Here is a 20716-nt window from a genome sequence, read left to right on the forward strand (position 1 = left end):
TATGGCAATTGTTTCTCCCTCTTTGCTCTCTGCCAATTTTATTGACTTGCAGTCAGACATTGACATGATAAACAAAAGTGCTGCCGACTGGTTGCACATGGACATAATGGACGGGGTTTTCGTTCCGAATATCTCTTTCGGCTTCCCCGTACTCGAGGCCGTGGCCAAGGCATGTACAAAACCGCTCGATGTTCATTTTATGATTGTCAATCCCGAGCGTTACATTGCACGGACAGCCAAGGCCGGAGCAATGATGATGAATGTGCATTATGAGGCTTGCACGCATCTTAACCGTACCATACAGGAAATACACGAGGCAGGCATGAAAGCCGGCGTAACGCTTAATCCTGCCACCCCCGTATCTTGTCTTGAAGATATTATATGCGATTTAGATATGGTATTACTTATGAGTGTCAATCCCGGTTTCGGAGGACAGAAGTTTATCGAGAGTTCGATAAACAAGACGAAACGACTTCGCAAACTCATAGCGGAATCCGGTTCGCATGCCCTGATAGAGGTTGACGGAGGAGTTCAAGGAGACACGGCTCCGCGCCTTGTTGATGCCGGTTGCGATGTGCTTGTTAGCGGAAGTTATGTTTTTAGTGCCTCAAATCCATGTGAGGTTATAAGGCAACTGAAAGAACTTTAGGAAAACAATATATAATTCCATCGCACAGATAGACAAACAATGTCACATCATGTTAAGTACGACATTATTCTCTTTTGCTATGCGCCGCATGTTTATTATTGCGTAGCGCATTCGTCCGAGGGCAGTGTTTATGCTTACGCCGGTTGTTTCCGCAATCTCTTTGAATGACAACTCTTGGTAGTAGCGCATAAACACCACCTCTCGCTGCGATGGCGGCAATTTATCCATTATGCGCCTTACATCGCGCAATACCTGCTCGTTGACATATTCGGCCTCGGCAAATCCGTAAAGAATATCTTTCGGATTTAGGTTGCTTAGGTCATTGCCTTTCGTGGGTTCAATTATGTTTTGTGATTTTTGTTCCCTGAACCAATCCATCACGGCATTATGTGCAATGCGCATCATCCACCCAGAGAATTTACCGCATGGGCGGTACAACCCGTGGTTGAGTTTTGCTATGGCTTTCAAGAATGTCTCTTGGAAAATGTCTTCCGCAATGTCTTTGTTCCGCACAACGAATTGTATATATTGGAACAATCTGTCTTTTGTGCGTTCCAAAAGCAAGTCGAATGCACGGTTGTTACCATCTACATAAGATAGTGCCAACTCCTCGTCGGTCATATCATGCAAATCTTTCATCTTCTATATTTGTTGTTTTATCGAAGTAAAGATGTCCTTATAGGCAACCGTGTTTTAAAAGTTAATAATATTTTTTATTCAAGACTTGCCATGATTCGGCATAATCATTGCTTTTAACGCATGCAAAGATAAATAGAAATGTTTTATCAAACAAATATTTTAATAATTTTGTGATAAAAAGTTTGCGGGTAATTAAAAAAGTCGTATATTTGCACCCGCTAAGGTTTACCATGCGGTAATTAATAGGGAACGGGGCGAAAATCCCCGACTGTCTCGCAGCTGTGAGTCCCTTTATAAGTACTGAAGCAAGAAATCCACTGCCCCTTGTTTTGATCTTGGGCGGGAAGGAGCATCAGTATGGGACGTAGTCAGAAGACCTGCCTTAAGCCGTGAAGGTTTGTTTCTCTCGATGTAAGGGACTCAGGCAAACAATTCGGGAATGAAATTACAATTTTTGCACATAGTGCATTGTTGTGTTGTGGTATTACGTAAATATGAACCTACGTGTATTATTATATAAGTTTTTTTAAAAGAAAGAATGGGTGAGACCGTGAGGCCTCGCCCTTTTGCTTTCCATAAAAACGGATTTTGACTGTCATGTCATGTTTCCTGTCAAATCTTTATGAGTTCTGTCATTATGGAATCGCTGACGAATATTCCTTTGCGTGTAAGATGTATGTTGGTGTCGGTAATGGCAAGCAGTCCTCTTTCATACATGGGTTGTGCCGTTTTCAGCAGATATTCTCGTTGTTCCATGGTAAGGTCGTTCAGGCAAATACCCTCGCGTGTGCGTAGTGCGGTGGTCACAATGTCATTGTAATGCGTGTCTTTATCAATCAATTCGCTGCCCTCGATGGGTCTTTTTCCGATGTTGGCAATCTTTATGTATTCCGTTATGTCGGCTATGTTCCACGAACGTTCGTGCAAATCGTAGGAATGTGCTGCAGCCCCAATGCCTGTGTATGGTACATTTTTCCAGTAATTGCTGTTATGAACCGAGCGGAAAGGAGAACTTTTCCCACCGTCCTCTGATAGTTTCGCGAAGTTCGATATTTCGTAGTGTTCGTATCCGTCGGCTTTCATCATGTCAACCAATAGTTCGAACATGGCAAGGCTCTGCTCATCGTTGCATTGGTCTGTTTTACCCCTCTCAAACATGGCATGCAGCGGAGTACCTTCTTCATACATAAGACTATATGCCGATATGTGTCGCGGCTGCAATGCCAAAGCATGTTTTATGTCGTTCTCCCAGTCGGAAAGTGTTTGCCCCGGGAATCCGAACATTAGGTCGATGCTGATGTTCTTAATTTCTGCCTCGCGCAATGCCGTTACCGCAACAGCAATCTGTCTCGCATTGTGTCGCCTCTTGATAAATTGCAATCGTTCGTCGGAAAACGTCTGTGCGCCGAGACTTACGCGGTTGAACCCCATATCTGCCAATTCCACGGCATATTCTTTGTCAATGTCGTCGGGATTGCATTCTATCGTAATCTCCGCATTACGATCTACACAATACACCTTATTTATATTATATAACAGAGTGCGGAGTTGCTTTGGAGACAGTTGCGAAGGAGTGCCTCCCCCGAGATATATGGTGTTGATTGTGCTGCCGACATCGCGCAATGACATCTCTCGGACGAGTGCCGAAATGTATTCGTCGCGCAGTGTAAGACGGGTGGTGCTGTAGAAACCGCAATATATGCAGCGGCTCTCACAGAAAGGGATATGTATATATAATGATTTCAAACCATTCTAAAAACGTTAAACCTTAACAAAGAATTATGTTTGCAATGTAAAATAACGTTAAACGGCATGTAATTCTCAATTCTTATTTCTCAATTATTGATTTAATTCACTAACTTTAACCCCCACAAAAGAATTGAGTTCAATATAAACCTAAATCCTAATGATATGAGAGTATATCAAACTAACGAAATTAAAAACATCGCATTGCTTGGCAGCGCGGGTAGCGGCAAGACCACACTTGCCGAGAGTATGTTATTCGAAAGCGGAGTAATAAAGCGTCGCGGCACGATAGAGGCAAAAAATACCGTGAGCGATTACTTCCCCGTGGAGCAGGAATATGGATACTCCGTATTCTCTACGGTGTTCAATGTGGAGTGGAACAATAAAAAACTTAATATAATAGATTGCCCGGGCAGCGACGACTTTGTGGGCGGAGCAATCACGGCTCTCAACGTTACCGATCAGGCATTGATACTCATCAACGGGCAATATGGTCCCGAGGTGGGAACGCAAAACATATTCCGATATACGGAGAAACTTAAAAAACCGGTAATATTCCTTGTAAACCAACTTGACCGTGAGAACTGCGATTTCGATTCTGTAATGTCTCAGATGAAAGAAATTTACGGCTCGAAATGTGTTCAGATACAATATCCCGTTTCAACAGGAGCCGGTTTCAATTCGATTATAGACGTGCTTCTCATGAAAAAATATTCATGGAAGCCGGAGGGCGGAGCACCGATAATAGAAGAAATTCCTGCCGAAGAGATAGACAAGGCAAAAGAGTTGCATGCGGCACTTGTAGAGACTGCTGCCGAGAACGACGAGGCTCTGATGGAGAAATTCTTCATGGAGGAAACTTTATCGGAGGACGAGATGCGTGAAGGCATCCGCAAAGGATTGGTTACACGCAGCATTTTCCCGGTATTCTGTGTGTGCGGAGGCAAGTCGATGGGAGTGCGCCGACTCATGGAGTTCCTCGGAAACGTGGTGCCTTTCGTTAGCGACATGCCGAAAATTCACAACACACGCGGTGAGGAAGTGCCCGCCGACAGCGAGGCACCGACATCGATATATTTCTTCAAAACCGGAATGGAACCGCACATTGGTGAGGTTTCTTATTTCAAAGTAATGAGCGGAACGATAAAGGCCGGCGTGGATCTTACAAATGCCGACCGTGGGTCGAAGGAGCGTGTCGCAGTGCTTAACGTATGTGCCGGAGCAAATCGGCAGCCCGTTGACGAACTATGTGCCGGCGACATTGGCTGTACGGTTAAACTGAAAGACGTAAAGACGGGCAACACGCTGAATGAAAAAGAAGTGGAGAACCGTTTCGACTTTATAAAATATCCAAATTCGAAGTACTCGCGTGCGGTAATTGCAGTGAACGAGAGCGAGACGGAGAAGATGATGGCTGCGTTGACAAAGATGCGTCAGGAAGATCCTACATGGGTGGTAGAGCAGTCGAAAGAACTTAAACAAATAATAGTTCACGGACAAGGTGAGTTCCACTTGCGCACACTGAAATGGCGCATGGAAAACAATGAGAAAATACAGATAAAGTACGAAGAGCCGAAGATTCCTTACCGTGAGACAATTACCAAGGCTTCGCGTGCCGAATACCGTCATAAAAAACAATCGGGTGGAGCCGGTCAATTCGGCGAAGTTCATCTCATCGTAGAACCTTATGCCGAAGGCATGCCGGATCCCACAACGTATAAGTTCGGTGGTCAGGAGTATCGCATGAACATAAAGAACAAGGAAGAAGTCGACCTCGAGTGGGGCGGGAAACTTGTATTCCTTAACTCCGTGGTAGGTGGTGCGATAGATGCGCGCTTCATGCCTGCAATCCTAAAAGGCATCATGGCCCGCATGGAGCAGGGACCGCTGACCGGCTCGTATGCACGCGATGTACGCGTTGTTGTCTATGACGGCAAGATGCACCCGGTAGATTCCAACGAACTTTCTTTCATGCTTGCAGCCCGTCAGGCATTTGCAGAAGCATTCAAGAATGCCGGTCCCAAAATACTCGAGCCAATATATGACCTTGAGGTATTTGTTCCTTCAGATTATATGGGCGATGTTATGAGCGACCTGCAAGGTCGTCGCGCCTTAATCATGGGCATGGACAGCGAAGCCGGTTATCAGAAACTATCGGCAAAGATTCCTCTGAAGGAATTGTCCAGTTACTCCATTGCACTCAGTTCTCTGACAGGCGGACGCGCTTCGTTCTCCACGAAGTTTGCAAGTTACGAACTCGTTCCCACCGACCTTCAAACAGAACTCATCAAGCAGCATGAGGCTGAGGCTGCCGAAGAAGAATAAATCTATAACATGCCATGACCTTTTGGATAAATGGCATTTACACATTAAAAACTCTGAAAACCAGTTGACGGTTTTCAGGGTTTGTCATATTGTTTTTCCACGCATAAAAATTATATTGTTGTTAAACCCAAATCTGTCATTAGACCGCATTTGCTTAGATTTGCCATTGCCGTTACGCTTCCCAACTGCTTTTAGCCCGCTTGCTGACATCTGCGCAGCCGTTTCATCCCGATGCAGCCCGCTACGCCTTCGATGAAACGGCTGCACATCTGCTCAACAATCGAACAAAATCGGTTGAGGGTTCTAATGACAGATTTGGGTTAAATGGCAAACACCATAAGCGAATTGTTGTAATAAAACACGTCGTATTCAGTGTAAACAGATATTCGTATATGCCGTAATGCTATCCAAATTCGGCGGTTTTGCCGACCAATTTCGCCTAATTTGCGATGTGATTTCGCCGATTTTGTATAATGGTGTGGTTCTCTAAATGTTGCATGTCTTTATCGGTTGCCGGAAAATTGTATGTAAATGATTTTTGCAATGATGGTAAATACAAGTCCGTTTGTCTTTGAAGAGGGAAACGTTTCGTGATTATATTTTATAAATATCAATTATAACAACCGTATAGAGTTAATTAAATTAAAGTTAACCAAATTATTTAACTTAAAAGAATTGTTTGATGAGAAAAAATGTTATTTTTGCAAATATGAAACGAAAGTTCGGCATCTTATATCAAGGATTAAAAAGAATATGAAGAAAAGAACGATTTGGACGATAGCAACCGTAATGGGACTTAGTTTCCTTGGTTTGCTCTTTCTGCAACTAAGTTACATCGAAGAGATGGTAAAGATGAAGAAAGAGCAGTTTGACGAGTCGGTAAACCGTTCGTTATATCAGGCTTCGCGCAACCTTGAGCTGAATGAGACACTGCGTTATCTTGAGATGGACATGAATCGGACGAGACATGGCAAGAACGGCAAAGAACGCGTTTCAAACGAGACCGACAATGCAAGACCGCAGTCGCATGAATCCTCATCAACAAATGGCAACGGCACGGTATATTCATCGTTCCAATTGAAAACCATTGCAATGAAACCTTCCGAGATGCCCAAAGGCATTATTCTGCGTAATGACAAGAATGCCGTTTCCGAAGCGTCGAAATCAATGAAGGAGATGGTAAAGAACCGATATGTCTATCAGAAAGCATTGCTCGACGAGGTGGTATACAGCATACTGTATATGGCTTCGGAAAAACCTCTCAAAGAGAGAGTTAACTTTAGAATGCTCGACCAAGACATTAAGGCGGAACTTATGAATAACGGAATAAACATTCCGTACCATTTCACGGTGATGACTCAGGACGGGCAAGAGGTGTACCGTTGTCCGGACTATACGGAAGACGGCGAAGAATATAGTTACAGTCAACTGTTATATCGCAACGACCCACAACAGAAATCGGGTGTGGTAAGGATTCATTTCCCTACGATGAACAACTATATCTTCTCATCGGTGCGCTTTATGATACCGTCAATAGTGTTTGCATTCGTGTTGCTCTTTACGTTCATCTTTACGATAGCAGTCATTTTCCGCCAGAAGAAACTCACGGAGATAAAGAACGACTTTATCAACAACATGACGCACGAACTAAAGACTCCCATTTCGAGCATCTCTCTTGCTGCACAGATGATGAACGACGAGACGGTGGCGAAAAGTCCTACAATGATGAAACATCTCGGAGGAGTGGTTGACGTTGAGTCTAAACGCTTACGCTTCCTTGTGGAAAAAGTGTTGCAAATGTCTATGTTCGACGACCGCACGGCCATATTTAAGAAAAAGGAACTCGACCTTAACGAGACGGTTGAGAATATCGCAAAGTCGTTTACATTGCGCGTGGAACACACCGGCGGCAAGATAAACACACTCATGGAGGCAGAAAACTCCAAAATATATGTTGACGAAATACATTTCTCCAACGTGATACACAATCTCATGGACAATGCCGTGAAATACAAGAAAGACGAAGGACCGCTTGTGTTAGATGTACACACATGGAATGCAAACGGAAGACTCATGCTGTCTGTAAAGGACAACGGCATTGGATTAAAGAAGGAAAATTTGAAGAAAGTGTTCGACAAATTCTACCGCGTGCATACCGGAAACGTTCATAACGTGAAAGGATTCGGACTCGGACTGGCATACGTCAAAAAGATTGTTGATCTGCATAAAGGAGAGATAAAAGTGGAGAGTAATTACGGAAAAGGTACTAAGTTTACCATCTCGCTGCCTGAAATTGTTTAGAAATAAACGACCGACAGGTGTGACAGATATAATTTTAACATTAAACTTTTAATATAGAGAATTATGGAAGAACAATTGAAAATCTTGCTTTGCGAGGACGATGAGAACCTCGGAATGTTACTTCGTGAATATCTGCAAGCCAAAGGCTTCTATGCAGAATTGTGTACGGACGGAGAAGCCGGATACAAGGCTTTCCTGAAAAGTAAGTTCGATATTGCGGTGCTCGACGTGATGATGCCCAAGAAAGACGGTTTCTCGCTGGCAAAAGACATTCGTCAGGCCAACGCCGAGATGCCGATAATCTTCCTTACTGCCAAAACGCTTAAGGAGGATATACTTGAAGGGTTCAAAATCGGTGCGGACGACTATATCACAAAACCGTTCTCGATGGAAGAACTCGTGTTGCGCATAGAGGCCATACTGCGCCGCGTGCGTGGGAAGAAAACCAAGGAAAGCACACAGTATCAGATAGGAAGGTTCTTGTTCGACACGCAGAAACAACTGCTTACAATCGGCGACAAACAGACCAAACTTACTACAAAGGAGAACGAACTGCTGGCACTGTTGTGCAGTCATGCCAACGAGATTCTGCAGCGCGATTTTGCTTTGAAGACCATCTGGATTGATGATAATTATTTCAATGCACGCTCAATGGACGTGTATATAACGAAACTGCGCAAACATTTGAAGGACGACGATCAGATTGAAATAATCAATATTCACGGAAAAGGATATAAACTCATCACTCCGGAAGAAGAATAATCGGGGTGTTTAAATCTTTAAACCCAAATCGGTCATTATACCGCATTTGCTCAGATTTGCTGTTGCCGTTACGCTTACCAACTGCTTTAGCCCGCTTGCTGACATCTGTGCAGCCATTACATCCCGACGCAGCCCGCTACGCCTTCGATGAAACGGCTGTACATCCGCTCAACAATCGAACAAAATCGGTTGAGGGTTCTAATGACCGATTTGGGTTAAAGGGTTTGACATTGACGGGTAGTTGCGGATTTGTGTTCGTTTAATAATGACAAGCAAATACAGTCCGTAACTAATCGTTAATGTCAGATGACTTTATTAAGGCAACGTGTATGCCAACCCCGACGATGACGAGAAATATCGATACGAACAAAGGAACGTTGCTCGATGTCCACCCGAGGAGGAAAGACGAAAGAAGCAATAGCGTTCCGGCATAGACAAATCCCATGCCGATGTGTGGCTTTATCTTTTTCAACAAATTCTTCATTTCGCTTGCAAATGTATGAAAAGATTTGGGAAAATATTGTGTCTCGTGCGAGATTTATATGCGCGAAGGGTTAATTATGCTTAAATATGGGAGGTTTGAGGGCTCGTATAAGTATATATGTAACAAAAAAATAGTACCTTTGCACCCGCTTTGGCATAAGCCCCGGCATAATTAATTTATTAACAATTTTATTAACAAACAGTATGTATCAATACGAAACCGTTTTCATTTTGACTCCCGTTTTGTCTGATGAACAGACAAAGGAAACGGTCGCTAAGTTCAAGAATCTTCTTACCGACAACGGTGCTGAAATCCTGAACGAAGAGGCATGGGGATTGAAAAAACTGGCTTACCAAATTGAAAAGAAGACATCGGGATTCTATTTCCTTGTCGAATTCAAGGCCGAGCCTACAGTAATCAAGACTTTCGAGACTGGATTGCGTCGCGATGAGAAAGTGATCCGTTTTATGACAGTCAAACTCGAGAAGCACGCCATAGAGTATGCTGAAAAGAGAAGAAACAAGTACATTAACAAAGAGGAGGCATAATCATGGCAGCACAAGATAGTGAAATACGTTATTTGACAGCTCCTTCAATTGACACGAAGAAGAAGAAGTATTGCCGTTTCAAGAAGAGCGGTATCAAGTATATTGACTACAAGGATCCCGAATTCCTGAAAAAATTCCTTAACGAGCAGGGTAAAATTCTTCCCCGCCGTATTACAGGAACGTCTCTCAAGTACCAGCGTCGAGTGGCACAAGCCGTGAAACGCGCTCGTCAGATCGCTCTGCTCCCGTATGTAACAGACATGATGAAATAAACCTAAAAACCTAAGATAAGAATGGAAATTATACTGAAAGAAGATATCATAGGATTGGGTTACAAGAACGACATCGTAACCGTAAAGAAAGGCTATGGTCGTAACTACCTGATTCCTTCGGGTAAGGCAGTTATTGCAAGCGAGAGTGCGAAGAAAATACTTGCAGAGAACATGAAGCAGCAAGCACACAAACTTGCAGCCATAAAGGCAGCCGCACAAGAAAAGGCAGCCAAATTGGAAGGTGTTGCTCTTGAGATAGCAGCAAAGGTTGCAGCAACGGGTCAACTTTACGGCTCTGTAAATGCAGCAAAGGTTGCAGAAGCACTCGCGGAAAAAGGCATTGAAATAGATCGCAAGATTATTACAATGCGTGATGTGAAACAGGTAGGCGAATATGAGGCAATCGTTCATTTCCACAAAGAAGTTGAGGTGAAAATACCAGTATCTGTGATTGCAGAGAATGCTCCGGTGGAAGTTGCGGAAGAAACTCCTGATACGAAAGTGGCAGAAGAGGCTCCGGCAACAGAAGAGACTGTGGCAGAGACTCCTGCAGATGAGGAAACTCCCGCAGAGGCATAAGCATACGAGAAAGAAAATTTTCGCGCTGTAAAGCAGTTTTTATAAGCGTCCCGATCATCAATATGATGGTCGGGATTCTTTTTGTCCCAGCGGTTGCTTTTCCGAGGAATATTTATGTCCTATTTGGCAATCGGCATTCGAGAAGTTTCAATGTAACGTTAATCTTACCAAATAATTCGTTCATTACGGCTATTATTATTATTTTTGCACTCGTAAAATAATAAACGTAATACCTAATGGTTTATAAATACGATTTCCTCATCATCGGTGCCGGTGTTGCCGGAATGAGTTATGCCTTAAAGGTGGCTCGTGCAAGGAAAGGCAAAATTTGCATTATATGCAAGACCTCACTCGATGAAGCAAACACCTCGTTTGCACAGGGAGGATTGGCTTCTGTTACAGATTTCGGGCTTGACAACTTTGAAAAACATATTTCGGATACTATTATTGCCGGTGACAAAATATCTGACCGTACTGCCGTGGAATTGGTGGTTCGTAATGCACCGGAGCAAATAAGAGAATTGCAAGAGTGGGGAGTTAATTTCGATAAGAAGGAAGACGGTTCGTTCGACCTGCACAGAGAAGGAGGTCATTCCGAATTCCGAATCTTGCACCATGCCGATGATACCGGTGCCGAAATACAGCGCGGACTGATGGAGGCAATACGCAACAATCCCGATATTGACATAAAAGAAAACCATTTTGCGGTAGAGATAATAACACAACATCATATCGGAGCAAGGGTGACACGGCGTACACCATATATCAACTGTTATGGAGCATACGTACTTAACCCTGACACACAGAAGGTTGATGTTTTTCTTTCAAAAGTTACATTAATGTGTACGGGTGGGTGCGGAGCCGTTTATCAAACCACCACGAATCCCATAATAGCAACCGGAGATGGTGAAGCAATGGTGTATCGCGCCAAGGGAACGGTGCAGGATATGGAGTTTGTACAGTTCCACCCTACGGCATTATATTCTCCCGGAGAGACACATCCGGCATTCCTTATTACAGAGGCAATGCGTGGTTACGGAGGAATATTGCGCCTTCCGACGGGAGAGTCGTTCATGGAGAAATATGATGAAAGACTATCGTTGGCACCGCGCGACATCGTGGCACGAGCCATAGACAACGAGATGAAAATACACGGATTGCCGCATGTATGTCTCGACGTGACGCATAAAGACCCGAAGGAGACGCAACGCCATTTCCCGAACATATATTTGAAGTGCAAGACAATGGGTATAGACATAACGAAAGACTATATTCCGGTGCGTCCGGCGGCTCATTATATGTGCGGAGGTATAAAGGTTGATTATAACGGATGCTCGAGCATACAAAGACTGTATGCAATAGGCGAATGCGCCTGCACGGGACTGCATGGGGGGAATCGCCTCGCTTCAAATTCTCTCATAGAAGCCGTGGTATATGCCGATGTCGCCGCGAAGCACTCGTTGGAACACATTGACCTTTATGATTTCAACGAACAGATACCCGAGTGGAACGATGAAGGCACCATGACCAACGAGGAAAAAGTGCTTATTACACAGAGTATCAAAGAGGTTGGTGAGATAATGTCAAACTATGTTGGAATAGTGAGAAGCAATCTGCGCTTGAAGAGAGCATGGGACAGACTCGACATACTGTATGAAGAGACGGAGGAGTTGTTCCGCAGAGTAAAGGCAAGCCGTGACATCTGCGAACTGCGAAACATGATAAATGTGGGATACTTGATAACCCGGCAGGCGATAGAACGGAAAGAATGCCGCGGTCTGCACTACACCATTGACTATCCGTTGCATGCGTATGACGATACAAAATGAAAGAGAATGGTAATATATTATGCGATAGATGAAAAAAACATAAAAGTTGTTGCAGGATTGATTGAAAAAATATAAATTTGCACAAGAAATCCTTATCTGATATTTTATATAATGAATAACATTAAATCTAATATTTTATATTATAATGAATAACATTAAACGTATTGTTGAGTGCGTACCTAATTTCAGTGAAGGACGCGACTTGAGTATTATCAAACAAATTACAAACGAGATTGAAAATGTAGATGGCGTACGTCTGCTTGACGTGGATCCGGGCGAGGCAACAAACCGAACCGTAGTGACGTTCGTTGGCGAACCGGAGGCTGTCGTGGAAGCTGCGTTCCGCAGTGTGAAGAAAGCCGGAGAACTGATAGACATGCGTCAGCACCACGGTGCACACCCGCGTATGGGTGCCACCGATGTGCTTCCGCTCATTCCGGTTGCGGGAGTGACTCTCGAAGAGTGTGCCGAGATGGCACGTGAATTGGCAAAGCGCATTGCCGATGAAATCGAAATCCCATGCTATTGCTATGAGGCTGCCGCATATACAAAAGAGCGTCGCAACCTTGCGGTTTGTCGTGAAGGTGAGTATGAGGCAATCGCCGAGAAACTATCCACACCCGGTAAGCAACCGGATTTCGGTGCAAGGCCTATTGACGAGCATGTGGCACGCACCGGATGTACGGCAGTTGGGGCGCGTGATTTCCTCGTTGCCGTGAATTTCAACCTTAACACCACTTCAACCAGACGTGCCAATGCCATAGCGTTTGATGTCCGCGAGAAAGGACGCCCCGTGCGCGAGGGTAATCCGATTACCGGAAAACCAAAGAAAGATGCATCGGGAAAGACAATAATGCAGCCCGGAACACTTAAGAGTACCAAGGCAATTGGTTGGTTCATCGACGAATACAAAATTGCACAGGTGTCGATGAATATAACAAACATCAATGTAACACCGTTGCATAAGGCATTCGACGAGGTGTGCCGATGTGCTTCGATACGCGGCGTGAGGGTTACCGGCACGGAAATTGTCGGACTTATCCCGAAACGAGTGTTGGTAGAGGCAGGTAGATATTTCCTTGAAAAGCAGAACCGTTCGACAGGTATTCCCGAGGAAGACATAATGCTGATTGCCGTGAAATCGCTCGGACTTGAAGACTTGAAAGAGTTCAACCCACGTGAAAAGGTAATAGAATATCTTCTTGAAGACGGTAACAAGAAACCATTGCTTGCCGACCTTACGGTAAAGGATTTCGCACTCGAGACATCGCGCGAGAGTCCTGCACCGGGCGGAGGAACCATCGCTGCATACATGGGAGCATTGGGTGCTGCGCTCGGCACAATGGTTGCAAACCTCTCTTCGCACAAGGCCGGTTGGGATGTTCGTTGCCATGAATTCTCAATATGGGCAGATAAGGGGCAGGAACTTATGGCCGAGTTGATACATCTCGTTGATGAAGATACCGAGGCATTTAATCGTATCATGGCAGCATTCGGCATGCCTAAAAAGACTGACGAGGACAAAGCCGCGCGCAGCGAAGCCATACAGGAAGCCACATTGTATGCCACACAGGTGCCGCTACACACCATGAAGGCATCGTTCGGCGCATTCGAGATTTGCAAGGCAATGGCAGAGGAAGGTAATCCGAACAGTGTCTCTGATGCCGGAGTAGGCGCGTTGGCTGCCCGTGCCGCTGTAATCGGAGCCGGACTTAACGTGAAGATTAACGCCGCTTCGCTGAAAGATCGTGAGAAAGCGGATGCACTCGTGGCAGAGGCAGAACAGATTGTAGCCAAGGCTAATGCCGAGGAGAAGAAGATTATGTCGATAGTCGAGAAAGTAATCGGCAAATTGTAATATATAATTTAAAGATAATAAAAGTATAAAATAAAATGACTAAAGAAGATTTTGCAAAAGAGATACGAGCCGGTATCCCGCAGACATTGCCGGAAATGCCACCGTATGACAAAGCCATAAACCATGCCCCGAAGCGCAAGGATATACTTACGGCGGAAGAAAAAAGGCTTGCACTGCGTAATGCACTGCGTTATTTCCCGAAAGAAATGCACGCGGCATTGGCACCCGAGTTTGCTGAAGAAATGAATAAATACGGACGAATATATATGCACCGTTTCCGTCCTACATACGAGATGTATGCCCGTCCGATAGACGAATATCCGCATCGCTCGGAGCAGGCGGCTGCCATCATGATGATGATACAGAACAACCTCGACAAGGCTGTGGCACAACACCCACACGAGTTGATAACATACGGAGGTAACGGTGCCGTATTCCAGAACTGGGCACAGTACCGCCTTGTGATGAAATACTTGTCGGAGATGACCGATGAGCAGACGCTCGTGATGTATAGCGGACATCCGCTCGGACTATTCCCGTCTCACAAAACTGCGCCGAGAGTAGTTGTTACTAACGGCATGGTAATACCGAATTATAGCAAACCGGACGATTGGGAGCGTGACAATGCACTCGGCGTGAGCCAATACGGACAGATGACCGCGGGCTCGTATATGTATATCGGTCCGCAGGGAATTGTACATGGTACGACCATCACGGTGCTTAATGCCGCACGCAAGGTGATGGGTGACAAACGTGAGCGTATTCCGTTGTTCGTAAGTAGCGGTCTCGGAGGTATGTCGGGAGCGCAGCCAAAGGCCGGAAACATTGCCGGGGTGGTGAGTGTCGTTGCCGAAATTAATCCCCTTGCAGCAAAGAAGAGACATGAGCAAGGATGGGTTGACGAGTTGCACGATAATCTTGATGAACTGATTCCGGCAATACTTAAGGCAGTCGAAGAACATCGCGTGGTATCCATGGCATACGTTGGCAATGTGGTTGACCTGTGGGAACGCCTTGCAAAAGATGAGATACATGTTGATTTGGGCAGCGACCAAACCTCGCTCCACAATGCTTTTGCAGGCGGATACTATCCTGTCGGCATGACACTCGACGAGTCTAATAAAATGATGGCAGAGCAACCGGAACTTTTCGAAGAGAAAGTATATGATTCTCTTCACCGTCAGGTGGCAGCCATCAATAAGATAACTGCGCGTGGAATGTATTTCTTCGATTATGGCAATGCTTTCCTTCTTACTTCCGGAAGAGCAGGGGCAGAAATCTTTGCTGACGGTTCTACAACCAAATTCCGCTATCCGTCATACGTTCAAGACATCATGGGACCGATGTTCTTCGACTATGGTTTCGGTCCGTTCCGTTGGGTTTGCTCCTCATGCAATGACGAAGACCTTGCCGTTACCGACCGTTTGGCTGCCGAGGTTCTTGAAGATATGCTAACGAAATCCACCGAAGACATCAAGGGACAACTTGCCGATAACCTTCATTGGATACGCGAGGCGGGTAAGAACAATCTCGTTGTAGGTTCGCAGGCACGTATCTTGTATGCCGACTCCGAAGGCAGAATGAAGATTGCACTTGCTTTCAACGATGCCATTCGTCGTGGCGAGATAAGTCGTCCGGTGGTATTGGGCAGAGATCATCATGATGTTTCGGGAACAGACTCTCCGTTCCGTGAGACATCTAACATTTACGATGGTTCGCAGTTCTGTGCCGATATGGCAGTGCATAATGTCATCGGCGACTCTTTCCGCGGTGCAACATGGGTTAGTATCCACAATGGTGGCGGTGTAGGCTGGGGCGAAGTGATAAACGGCGGCTTCGGTATGGTAATTGATGGAAGCGAAGAAGCAGAACGTAAGATACGTAGCATGCTTTTCTGGGATGTCAATAACGGTATCGCACGTCGCTCTTGGGCACGCAATCAAGGTTCTATGGATGCCATAAAGCGTGAGATGGAACGTACTCCCGAATTGAAAGTCACGATGCCGAACATTGTGGATGACGATATAATAAATCAGTTTTAAAAACAGCGAATCAATCATGATACATAAGATTAGTGCAGATCATCTCTCTATTGAACGCGTGGGAGAGATTGTGTATAACAACTATAAGATAGAACTAAGTGATGATGCCAAGCAGCGCATAGAGCGTTGCCGCAACTACCTTGACGAGAAAATAGCAAGCAACCCCGAGCCCGTATATGGTGTTACCACCGGTTTCGGTTCGTTGTGCAAGGTGTCGATAAGCAAGGATCAACTCACTCAATTGCAGATAAACCTCATAAAGAGCCATGCCTGCGGAACAGGCGAGCGAGTACCGAACGATATAGTTAAGATAATGATGTTGCTGAAGATACAGTCGTTAAGTTATGGATTTTCCGGCTGTAAACTTGACACTGTACAACGACTTGTCGATTTTTTCAACAATGACATATATCCCGTTGTTTATCGTCAAGGTTCTCTCGGAGCCTCCGGCGACCTTGTTCCTTTGGCTCATCTTTGCCTGCCACTTGTCGGTTTGGGCGAAGTAGAGTATGAAGGGAAAGTTATTTCGGGCGAAGAGATGCTGTGTCGCAAGGAATGGAAACCCATTGAATTGGCGAGCAAAGAAGGGCTTGCATTGCTCAACGGTACACAGAATATGAGTTCGTTTGCCGTATGGGCATTGCTTCAGGCATACCGTTTGAGTGATTGGGCAGACCGTATCGCATCCATGTCGCTTGATGCTTACGACGGCAGGATAGAGCCTTTTACCGAGGCAGTACATCTCGTGCGTCCTCACAAAGGGCAGTTGGATACCGCCGCGCGTATGAAAGAAATGCTCGAAGGGTCTGAACTTATTAACACAAAGAAGACACATGTGCAGGATCCGTACTCTTTCCGCTGCGCACCGCAGGTTCACGGAGCGGTTAAGGATACAATAAAATATGTCACTTCGGTGATTGATACCGAAATAAATTCCGCAACCGACAACCCCACGGTGTGTCCCGACGAAGACCTTATAATATCGGCAGGCAACTTCCATGGTGAGCCTATTGCATTGCCAATCGATTTCTTGTCAATAGCAATCAGCGAGTTGGCAAACATTTCTGAACGTCGAATTTACCGATTGGTGTCAGGTACACGCGGACTTCCCGATTTCCTCGTGGCAAATCCGGGACTGAACAGTGGTTTTATGATAACCCAATATACGGCAGCTTCTTGCGTATCCCTGAATAAGAGTCTTGCAACACCTTCTTCGTTGGATAGTATTCCGTCTTGTCAAGATCAAGAAGACCATGTAAGCATGGGTGCAAACGCAGCAATCAAACTATACAAGGTAGTACTCAACACAGAGCGAGTTTTGGCAATAGAATTGTTCAATGCGGCACAGGCTCTTGATTTCCGCAAGCCGCTTAAATCATCGCCGAAGATTATGGAAATATACAATGAGTACCGCAAGGTAGTACCGTTCATTGATAATGACGTACTTATGTATCCGTATATCTGGCGTTCAATAGAATTTTTGCGTAAATGAAACTGTTTGTAAAGAACATAGGGACGCTTGCAGGGCTTAATCCCGACGGGCTGTTGAGAAGGAAAGGAGCCGAGATGTCGGTACTCCTTTCCATTTCAAATGCATGGCTGTTTGCTACTGATGGTATAGTTACGGCATACGGCTCAGAGAATGAAGACCATGCCACTGCGGCATTGTATGAGCAGCAGGCAGATACCATAGTTGATGCGGAGGGTGGCACCGTGCTTCCTTCTTTCTGCGACAGTCATACACACTTGGTGTTTGCCGGAAGTCGAGAACAGGAGTTCGTGGATAAGATAAACGGACTAAGTTATGCCGAGATAGCACGTCGCGGAGGTGGAATACTTAACAGTGCAGACCGCCTTCACGAATTGTCGGAGAACGAACTGTATGAGCAGTCGATGCCCCGTGTACGCGAAATAATAAAGAAAGGAACAGGTACGGTAGAGATAAAGAGCGGATACGGACTGAGTACGAAGGACGAACTGAAGATGCTTCGTGTAATACGCCGTATCAAAGAAACCACTCCGCTCAAGGTAATGAGTACTTTCCTTGGAGCTCATGCCGTTGCCCGTGGCATGTCGCAGGCAGATTATGTAAACCTTATCATTAAAGAAATGATACCTGCCGTTGCTGCTGAAGATCTGGCAGATTTCATTGACGTGTTCTGTGACGAAGGCTTCTTCACGTTCGAGGAGACATCACGGATATTGGAAGCCGGCGACCGTTATGGAATGCGTGGAAAGATTCACGGTGAGGAACTTGCGCCATCCGGAGGCGTGGAGGTTGCCGTTAAGCATTCGGCTCTTTCCGTTGACCATCTTGAAAGTATGACAGATGAGGATATAGAGATGTTGCGAGACACGGAGACAATGCCCACTGCACTGCCGGGAACATCTTTCTTCCTTAACATGCCTTTTGCTCCCGGGCGCAAGATGATTAGTGCCGGACTTCCCGTTGCCATTGCCAGCGACTACAATCCCGGGTCGACACCGTCCGGAGACATGAAATTCGCCGTATCTCTTGCATGTATCAAGATGCGTTTGCAGCCGGAGGAGGCTCTCAATGCAGCAACCATCAATGGTGCTGCGGCAATGGGACTTAGCAGTCATTATGGCTCTATTGCTCCGGGTATGGCAGCCAATTTCTTCATAACGCAACCCATTCCGTCCATCGCTTTCATTCCTTATGCATACACGACTCCGATAATACGCCGTGTATTCTTGTTGGGAAAAGAAATTTGTTGAATCTGAAAAAGACACACATTGGGTGCGGAATCATACTGCGATGCCTTGTAGCAATGCGATGAAATTGCGACGGTAGGTCTCCACCATAGTGTTGAACAATTCTTCCGATGCACATGCCGAACGCATCATCTCCGGTGTGACAGTTTCAGGAATGTCACATGTTTTGAGTCCGTTCATTGTCGCAATTTTCGGATATACGCTTTGGTGGAAAGCATCTGCAATCTCTTCATAATGCTCGAGCATAACATGCTTGAGCATTTTTGGTTCAATCACATCCGGTGTTTTGCCGGTTTCCTTCATCGTTATATTCCTCGTAAATTCGCGAAAGAAACCATTTACCAAATTTGTTATTTCTTCTTCCTTGTTCATCTTGACATTCAGTCTTTTTCTTTTAACTGTTTTACACTGTTTATGTTACGCATCAATCCTTCATATTTTGCTCTTTTCACGGCACTCCCTTTGAATAGTCGGCGGTAATCTTCTTCGCTCAATGCCTGCCATTGTTCGCGCGTCATTTCCAGTAGTTCTTCCTTTGGTTGCAACAAAGGTTCGTCGGTAGGGTTTGCATATCGATTCCACGGGCATGCCTGTTGACATCTGTCACACCCGTATATGGTTTCTCCCATTGCGGCAGCCATGTCATCCGGAATGTCTCCTCGGTTCTCTATTGTCTGGTACGAGAGGCATTTGTACGATAGAAAAGTGCTTTGCTTTTCGTTTTCCGAGTTTATTACCAATGCCCCCGTGGGGCAGGCATCAATACACCTGTGACATTTTCCGCATCGTGTTTCCATCGGTTTGTCGTATTCCAGTTCTATCGGAACGAACATTTCACCAAGAAAAAACATGCTGCCGGCACGCGGAACGATGAGTTGGTGATTGCGTCCTATCCAGCCGATTCCCGCCTTTACCGCCCAATAACGTTCTAATATAGGAGCACTGTCAGAGAAAACTCGTATCTCTTTTCCCGCCTCGTTATTGTATTCTCCAAATATCCTTATTGCCAACTCCCGCAACTTCCCCTTTACAATGTCGTGGTAGTCCAGTCCCAATGCATACGCCGCAATCTGGTATTCCCCCTCCGGAAGTCGTTGTGCCGGTGCATAGTTCAATGCAACTGATACGATGCTGCGCGTGCCCGGTACGAGAATACGTGGGTCAAGTCGTTTCTCCAAGTGATTCTCCATGTATGTCATTGTGGCATGACCGCCTTTTTCGAGCCATGTCGTAAATCGCCTTGCCGCATCTTTTCCTACCGCTTCGGCGCGTGCGATCCCACATGCAGAAAAGCCGAGACGCAAGGCCTCGGCTTTTATTCTATTCGAAAGTTCGGAATTCATATCCTTGTTCTTTCAGCCATTTCAGTGCCTCGGGCAGTGCGAAATGCAGTTTGTCAATACTCTTCAGCGAGTCGTGGAATGTTATTATAGACCCGTTTCGGGTATATTTCTTTACGTTCTCGAATACGTCTTCTGCCGTCACTCGTTTCGAGTAATCTCGTGTTACCACGTCCCACATCACTATTTTGTAGTATTTGCTCAGCCAATAATAAGGACTTAGACGCATCCAACCATGCGGCGGGCGGAAGAGATGTGCGTGTATAAGTTCGTTTGCCTGATACGTGTTTATGATATATGTTGCCGTCCAATGCTTGAAACCGCCGATATGGTTCATCGTATGGTTTCCTATCTGATGTCCCTCTTTTACAATCCTGTCATATAGTTCCGGATATTTCTTCACGTTATCGCCCACCATGAAAAACGTTGCCTTGGCTCCGAATTGCATCAATGTGTCGAGAATGAATGGTGTGGCTTCGGGAATTGGTCCATCATCGAATGTCAGATAGACCGATTTCTCGTTAGGATCCATTCTCCAAGTTGCTTTCGGGTACAGCCATCGCAACCATTTGGCAGGTTGTTCTATAAACACGTGTGTATGTTAAA

The 20716-nt window shown here is 45.4% G+C and carries 20 protein-coding genes and 1 riboswitch; of the genes, 14 read left to right on the forward strand and 6 right to left on the reverse strand.

The annotated features are described in order from the left end of the window. The first annotated feature begins 1 nt into the window (after position 1). Positions 2-649, forward strand: a complete 648-nt coding sequence (rpe, locus tag EII32_RS05475) for a ribulose-phosphate 3-epimerase (RefSeq protein WP_199741400.1) — start codon at positions 2-4, stop codon at positions 647-649. 42 nt (positions 650-691) lie between these two features. On the opposite strand, the gene EII32_RS05480 is transcribed toward rpe, so the two are convergent. After that, positions 692-1288, reverse strand: a complete 597-nt coding sequence (locus tag EII32_RS05480; protein WP_125234438.1) for an RNA polymerase sigma factor — start codon at positions 1286-1288, stop codon at positions 692-694. Positions 1289-1492: 204 nt separating this feature from the next. Further along, positions 1493-1688: riboswitch (cobalamin riboswitch) on the forward strand. Positions 1689-1900: 212 nt separating this feature from the next. Then, positions 1901-3034, reverse strand: coding sequence for a radical SAM family heme chaperone HemW (gene hemW / locus EII32_RS05485; protein ID WP_125234439.1), 1134 nt, complete (start codon positions 3032-3034; stop codon positions 1901-1903). Between the two features lie 165 nt (positions 3035-3199). Here hemW and EII32_RS05490 point away from each other — a divergent pair, with 165 nt between their 5' ends. From EII32_RS05490 to EII32_RS05510, 5 genes are all read left to right on the forward strand, one after another. Then, complete coding sequence (locus EII32_RS05490; RefSeq protein WP_125234440.1) at positions 3200-5359, forward strand: elongation factor G; 2160 nt, start codon at positions 3200-3202, stop codon at positions 5357-5359. 200 nt (positions 5360-5559) lie between these two features. Beyond that, the gene (locus EII32_RS05495) at positions 5560-5760 is read left to right on the forward strand and encodes a hypothetical protein (RefSeq protein WP_125234441.1); all 201 of its coding nucleotides are present in this window, start codon (positions 5560-5562) and stop codon (positions 5758-5760) included. Positions 5761-6112: 352 nt separating this feature from the next. Further along, on the forward strand, positions 6113-7660 hold the full coding sequence (locus tag EII32_RS05500; RefSeq protein WP_125234442.1) for a sensor histidine kinase: 1548 nt from the start codon (positions 6113-6115) through the stop codon (positions 7658-7660). A 63-nt stretch (positions 7661-7723) separates the two neighbouring features. After that, complete coding sequence (locus tag EII32_RS05505) at positions 7724-8422, forward strand: response regulator transcription factor (protein ID WP_125234443.1); 699 nt, start codon at positions 7724-7726, stop codon at positions 8420-8422. A 56-nt stretch (positions 8423-8478) separates the two neighbouring features. After that, a complete protein-coding gene (locus EII32_RS05510) occupies positions 8479-8685 on the forward strand; it encodes a hypothetical protein (RefSeq protein ID WP_125234444.1) in 207 nt (68 codons plus the stop codon). Positions 8686-8711: 26 nt separating this feature from the next. Here the strand turns inward: EII32_RS05510 and EII32_RS05515 are convergent, their stop codons facing one another. After that, positions 8712-8906: a hypothetical protein gene (locus tag EII32_RS05515; protein ID WP_125234445.1), complete on the reverse strand. Its 195-nt coding sequence runs from the start codon at positions 8904-8906 to the stop codon at positions 8712-8714. Between the two features lie 203 nt (positions 8907-9109). Between EII32_RS05515 and rpsF the strand changes: the two genes are divergently transcribed. From rpsF to hutI, 8 genes are all read left to right on the forward strand, one after another. Further along, complete coding sequence (rpsF, locus tag EII32_RS05520; protein WP_125234446.1) at positions 9110-9454, forward strand: 30S ribosomal protein S6; 345 nt, start codon at positions 9110-9112, stop codon at positions 9452-9454. 2 nt (positions 9455-9456) lie between these two features. Continuing rightward, positions 9457-9726 (forward strand): 30S ribosomal protein S18, encoded by a 270-nt coding sequence (gene rpsR / locus EII32_RS05525; RefSeq protein ID WP_125234447.1) that lies wholly within the window; start codon positions 9457-9459, stop codon positions 9724-9726. Between the two features lie 21 nt (positions 9727-9747). Beyond that, positions 9748-10305: a 50S ribosomal protein L9 gene (gene rplI, locus EII32_RS05530; RefSeq protein ID WP_125234448.1), complete on the forward strand. Its 558-nt coding sequence runs from the start codon at positions 9748-9750 to the stop codon at positions 10303-10305. Between the two features lie 236 nt (positions 10306-10541). Beyond that, positions 10542-12134 (forward strand): L-aspartate oxidase, encoded by a 1593-nt coding sequence (gene nadB, locus EII32_RS05535; protein WP_125234449.1) that lies wholly within the window; start codon positions 10542-10544, stop codon positions 12132-12134. 145 nt (positions 12135-12279) lie between these two features. Then, positions 12280-13992 carry a glutamate formimidoyltransferase gene (ftcD, locus tag EII32_RS05540; protein ID WP_125234450.1) on the forward strand — a complete coding sequence of 571 codons (1713 nt, stop codon included), beginning with the start codon at positions 12280-12282 and terminating at the stop codon, positions 13990-13992. A 35-nt stretch (positions 13993-14027) separates the two neighbouring features. Beyond that, complete coding sequence (locus tag EII32_RS05545; protein WP_125234451.1) at positions 14028-16034, forward strand: urocanate hydratase; 2007 nt, start codon at positions 14028-14030, stop codon at positions 16032-16034. Positions 16035-16050: 16 nt separating this feature from the next. Next, entirely contained in the window at positions 16051-17526 is a 1476-nt protein-coding gene (gene hutH / locus EII32_RS05550) for a histidine ammonia-lyase (RefSeq protein WP_125234452.1), read from the forward strand. Continuing rightward, positions 17523-18773 carry an imidazolonepropionase gene (gene hutI, locus EII32_RS05555; protein ID WP_125234453.1) on the forward strand — a complete coding sequence of 417 codons (1251 nt, stop codon included), beginning with the start codon at positions 17523-17525 and terminating at the stop codon, positions 18771-18773. The genes hutH and hutI overlap by 4 nt, the downstream gene beginning before the upstream one ends. 30 nt (positions 18774-18803) lie before the next feature. Here hutI and EII32_RS05560 read toward each other — a convergent pair whose 3' ends face one another. Genes EII32_RS05560 through EII32_RS05570 form a run of 3 tightly spaced genes read right to left on the reverse strand, consistent with a single transcriptional unit; the run spans position 18804 to position 20702 of the window. After that, on the reverse strand, positions 18804-19142 hold the full coding sequence (locus EII32_RS05560) for a hypothetical protein (RefSeq protein WP_125234454.1): 339 nt from the start codon (positions 19140-19142) through the stop codon (positions 18804-18806). A gap of 8 nt (positions 19143-19150) precedes the next feature. Beyond that, positions 19151-20113, reverse strand: coding sequence for a tRNA epoxyqueuosine(34) reductase QueG (queG, locus tag EII32_RS05565; protein ID WP_125234455.1), 963 nt, complete (start codon positions 20111-20113; stop codon positions 19151-19153). Beyond that, complete coding sequence (locus EII32_RS05570; protein WP_125234456.1) at positions 20091-20702, reverse strand: polysaccharide deacetylase family protein; 612 nt, start codon at positions 20700-20702, stop codon at positions 20091-20093. Before EII32_RS05570 ends, queG begins: the two co-directional genes overlap by 23 nt. Positions 20703-20716: the final 14 nt, after the last annotated feature.

Origin of the sequence: Prevotella sp. OH937_COT-195 (assembly GCF_003932845.1) — a bacterium.
GTDB lineage: Bacteria > Bacteroidota > Bacteroidia > Bacteroidales > Bacteroidaceae > Prevotella.

What these genes read in the sequence shown, in the direction of transcription:
- rpsR (WP_125234447.1), top strand. Translation starts at nt 9,457, where the DNA reads ATGGCAGCACAAGATAGTGAAATACGTTATTTGACAGCTCCTTCAATT.
- rpe (WP_199741400.1), top strand. Translation starts at nt 2, where the DNA reads ATGGCAATTGTTTCTCCCTCTTTGCTCTCTGCCAATTTTATTGACTTG.
- hutI (WP_125234453.1), top strand. Translation starts at nt 17,523, where the DNA reads ATGAAACTGTTTGTAAAGAACATAGGGACGCTTGCAGGGCTTAATCCC.
- EII32_RS05490 (WP_125234440.1), top strand. Translation starts at nt 3,200, where the DNA reads ATGAGAGTATATCAAACTAACGAAATTAAAAACATCGCATTGCTTGGC.
- EII32_RS05505 (WP_125234443.1), top strand. Translation starts at nt 7,724, where the DNA reads ATGGAAGAACAATTGAAAATCTTGCTTTGCGAGGACGATGAGAACCTC.
- EII32_RS05500 (WP_125234442.1), top strand. Translation starts at nt 6,113, where the DNA reads ATGAAGAAAAGAACGATTTGGACGATAGCAACCGTAATGGGACTTAGT.
- EII32_RS05480 (WP_125234438.1), bottom strand. Translation starts at nt 1,288, where the DNA reads ATGAAAGATTTGCATGATATGACCGACGAGGAGTTGGCACTATCTTAT.
- rplI (WP_125234448.1), top strand. Translation starts at nt 9,748, where the DNA reads ATGGAAATTATACTGAAAGAAGATATCATAGGATTGGGTTACAAGAAC.
- hutH (WP_125234452.1), top strand. Translation starts at nt 16,051, where the DNA reads ATGATACATAAGATTAGTGCAGATCATCTCTCTATTGAACGCGTGGGA.
- EII32_RS05515 (WP_125234445.1), bottom strand. Translation starts at nt 8,906, where the DNA reads ATGAAGAATTTGTTGAAAAAGATAAAGCCACACATCGGCATGGGATTT.
- EII32_RS05560 (WP_125234454.1), bottom strand. Translation starts at nt 19,142, where the DNA reads ATGAACAAGGAAGAAGAAATAACAAATTTGGTAAATGGTTTCTTTCGC.
- queG (WP_125234455.1), bottom strand. Translation starts at nt 20,113, where the DNA reads ATGAATTCCGAACTTTCGAATAGAATAAAAGCCGAGGCCTTGCGTCTC.
- nadB (WP_125234449.1), top strand. Translation starts at nt 10,542, where the DNA reads ATGGTTTATAAATACGATTTCCTCATCATCGGTGCCGGTGTTGCCGGA.
- EII32_RS05545 (WP_125234451.1), top strand. Translation starts at nt 14,028, where the DNA reads ATGACTAAAGAAGATTTTGCAAAAGAGATACGAGCCGGTATCCCGCAG.
- rpsF (WP_125234446.1), top strand. Translation starts at nt 9,110, where the DNA reads ATGTATCAATACGAAACCGTTTTCATTTTGACTCCCGTTTTGTCTGAT.
- ftcD (WP_125234450.1), top strand. Translation starts at nt 12,280, where the DNA reads ATGAATAACATTAAACGTATTGTTGAGTGCGTACCTAATTTCAGTGAA.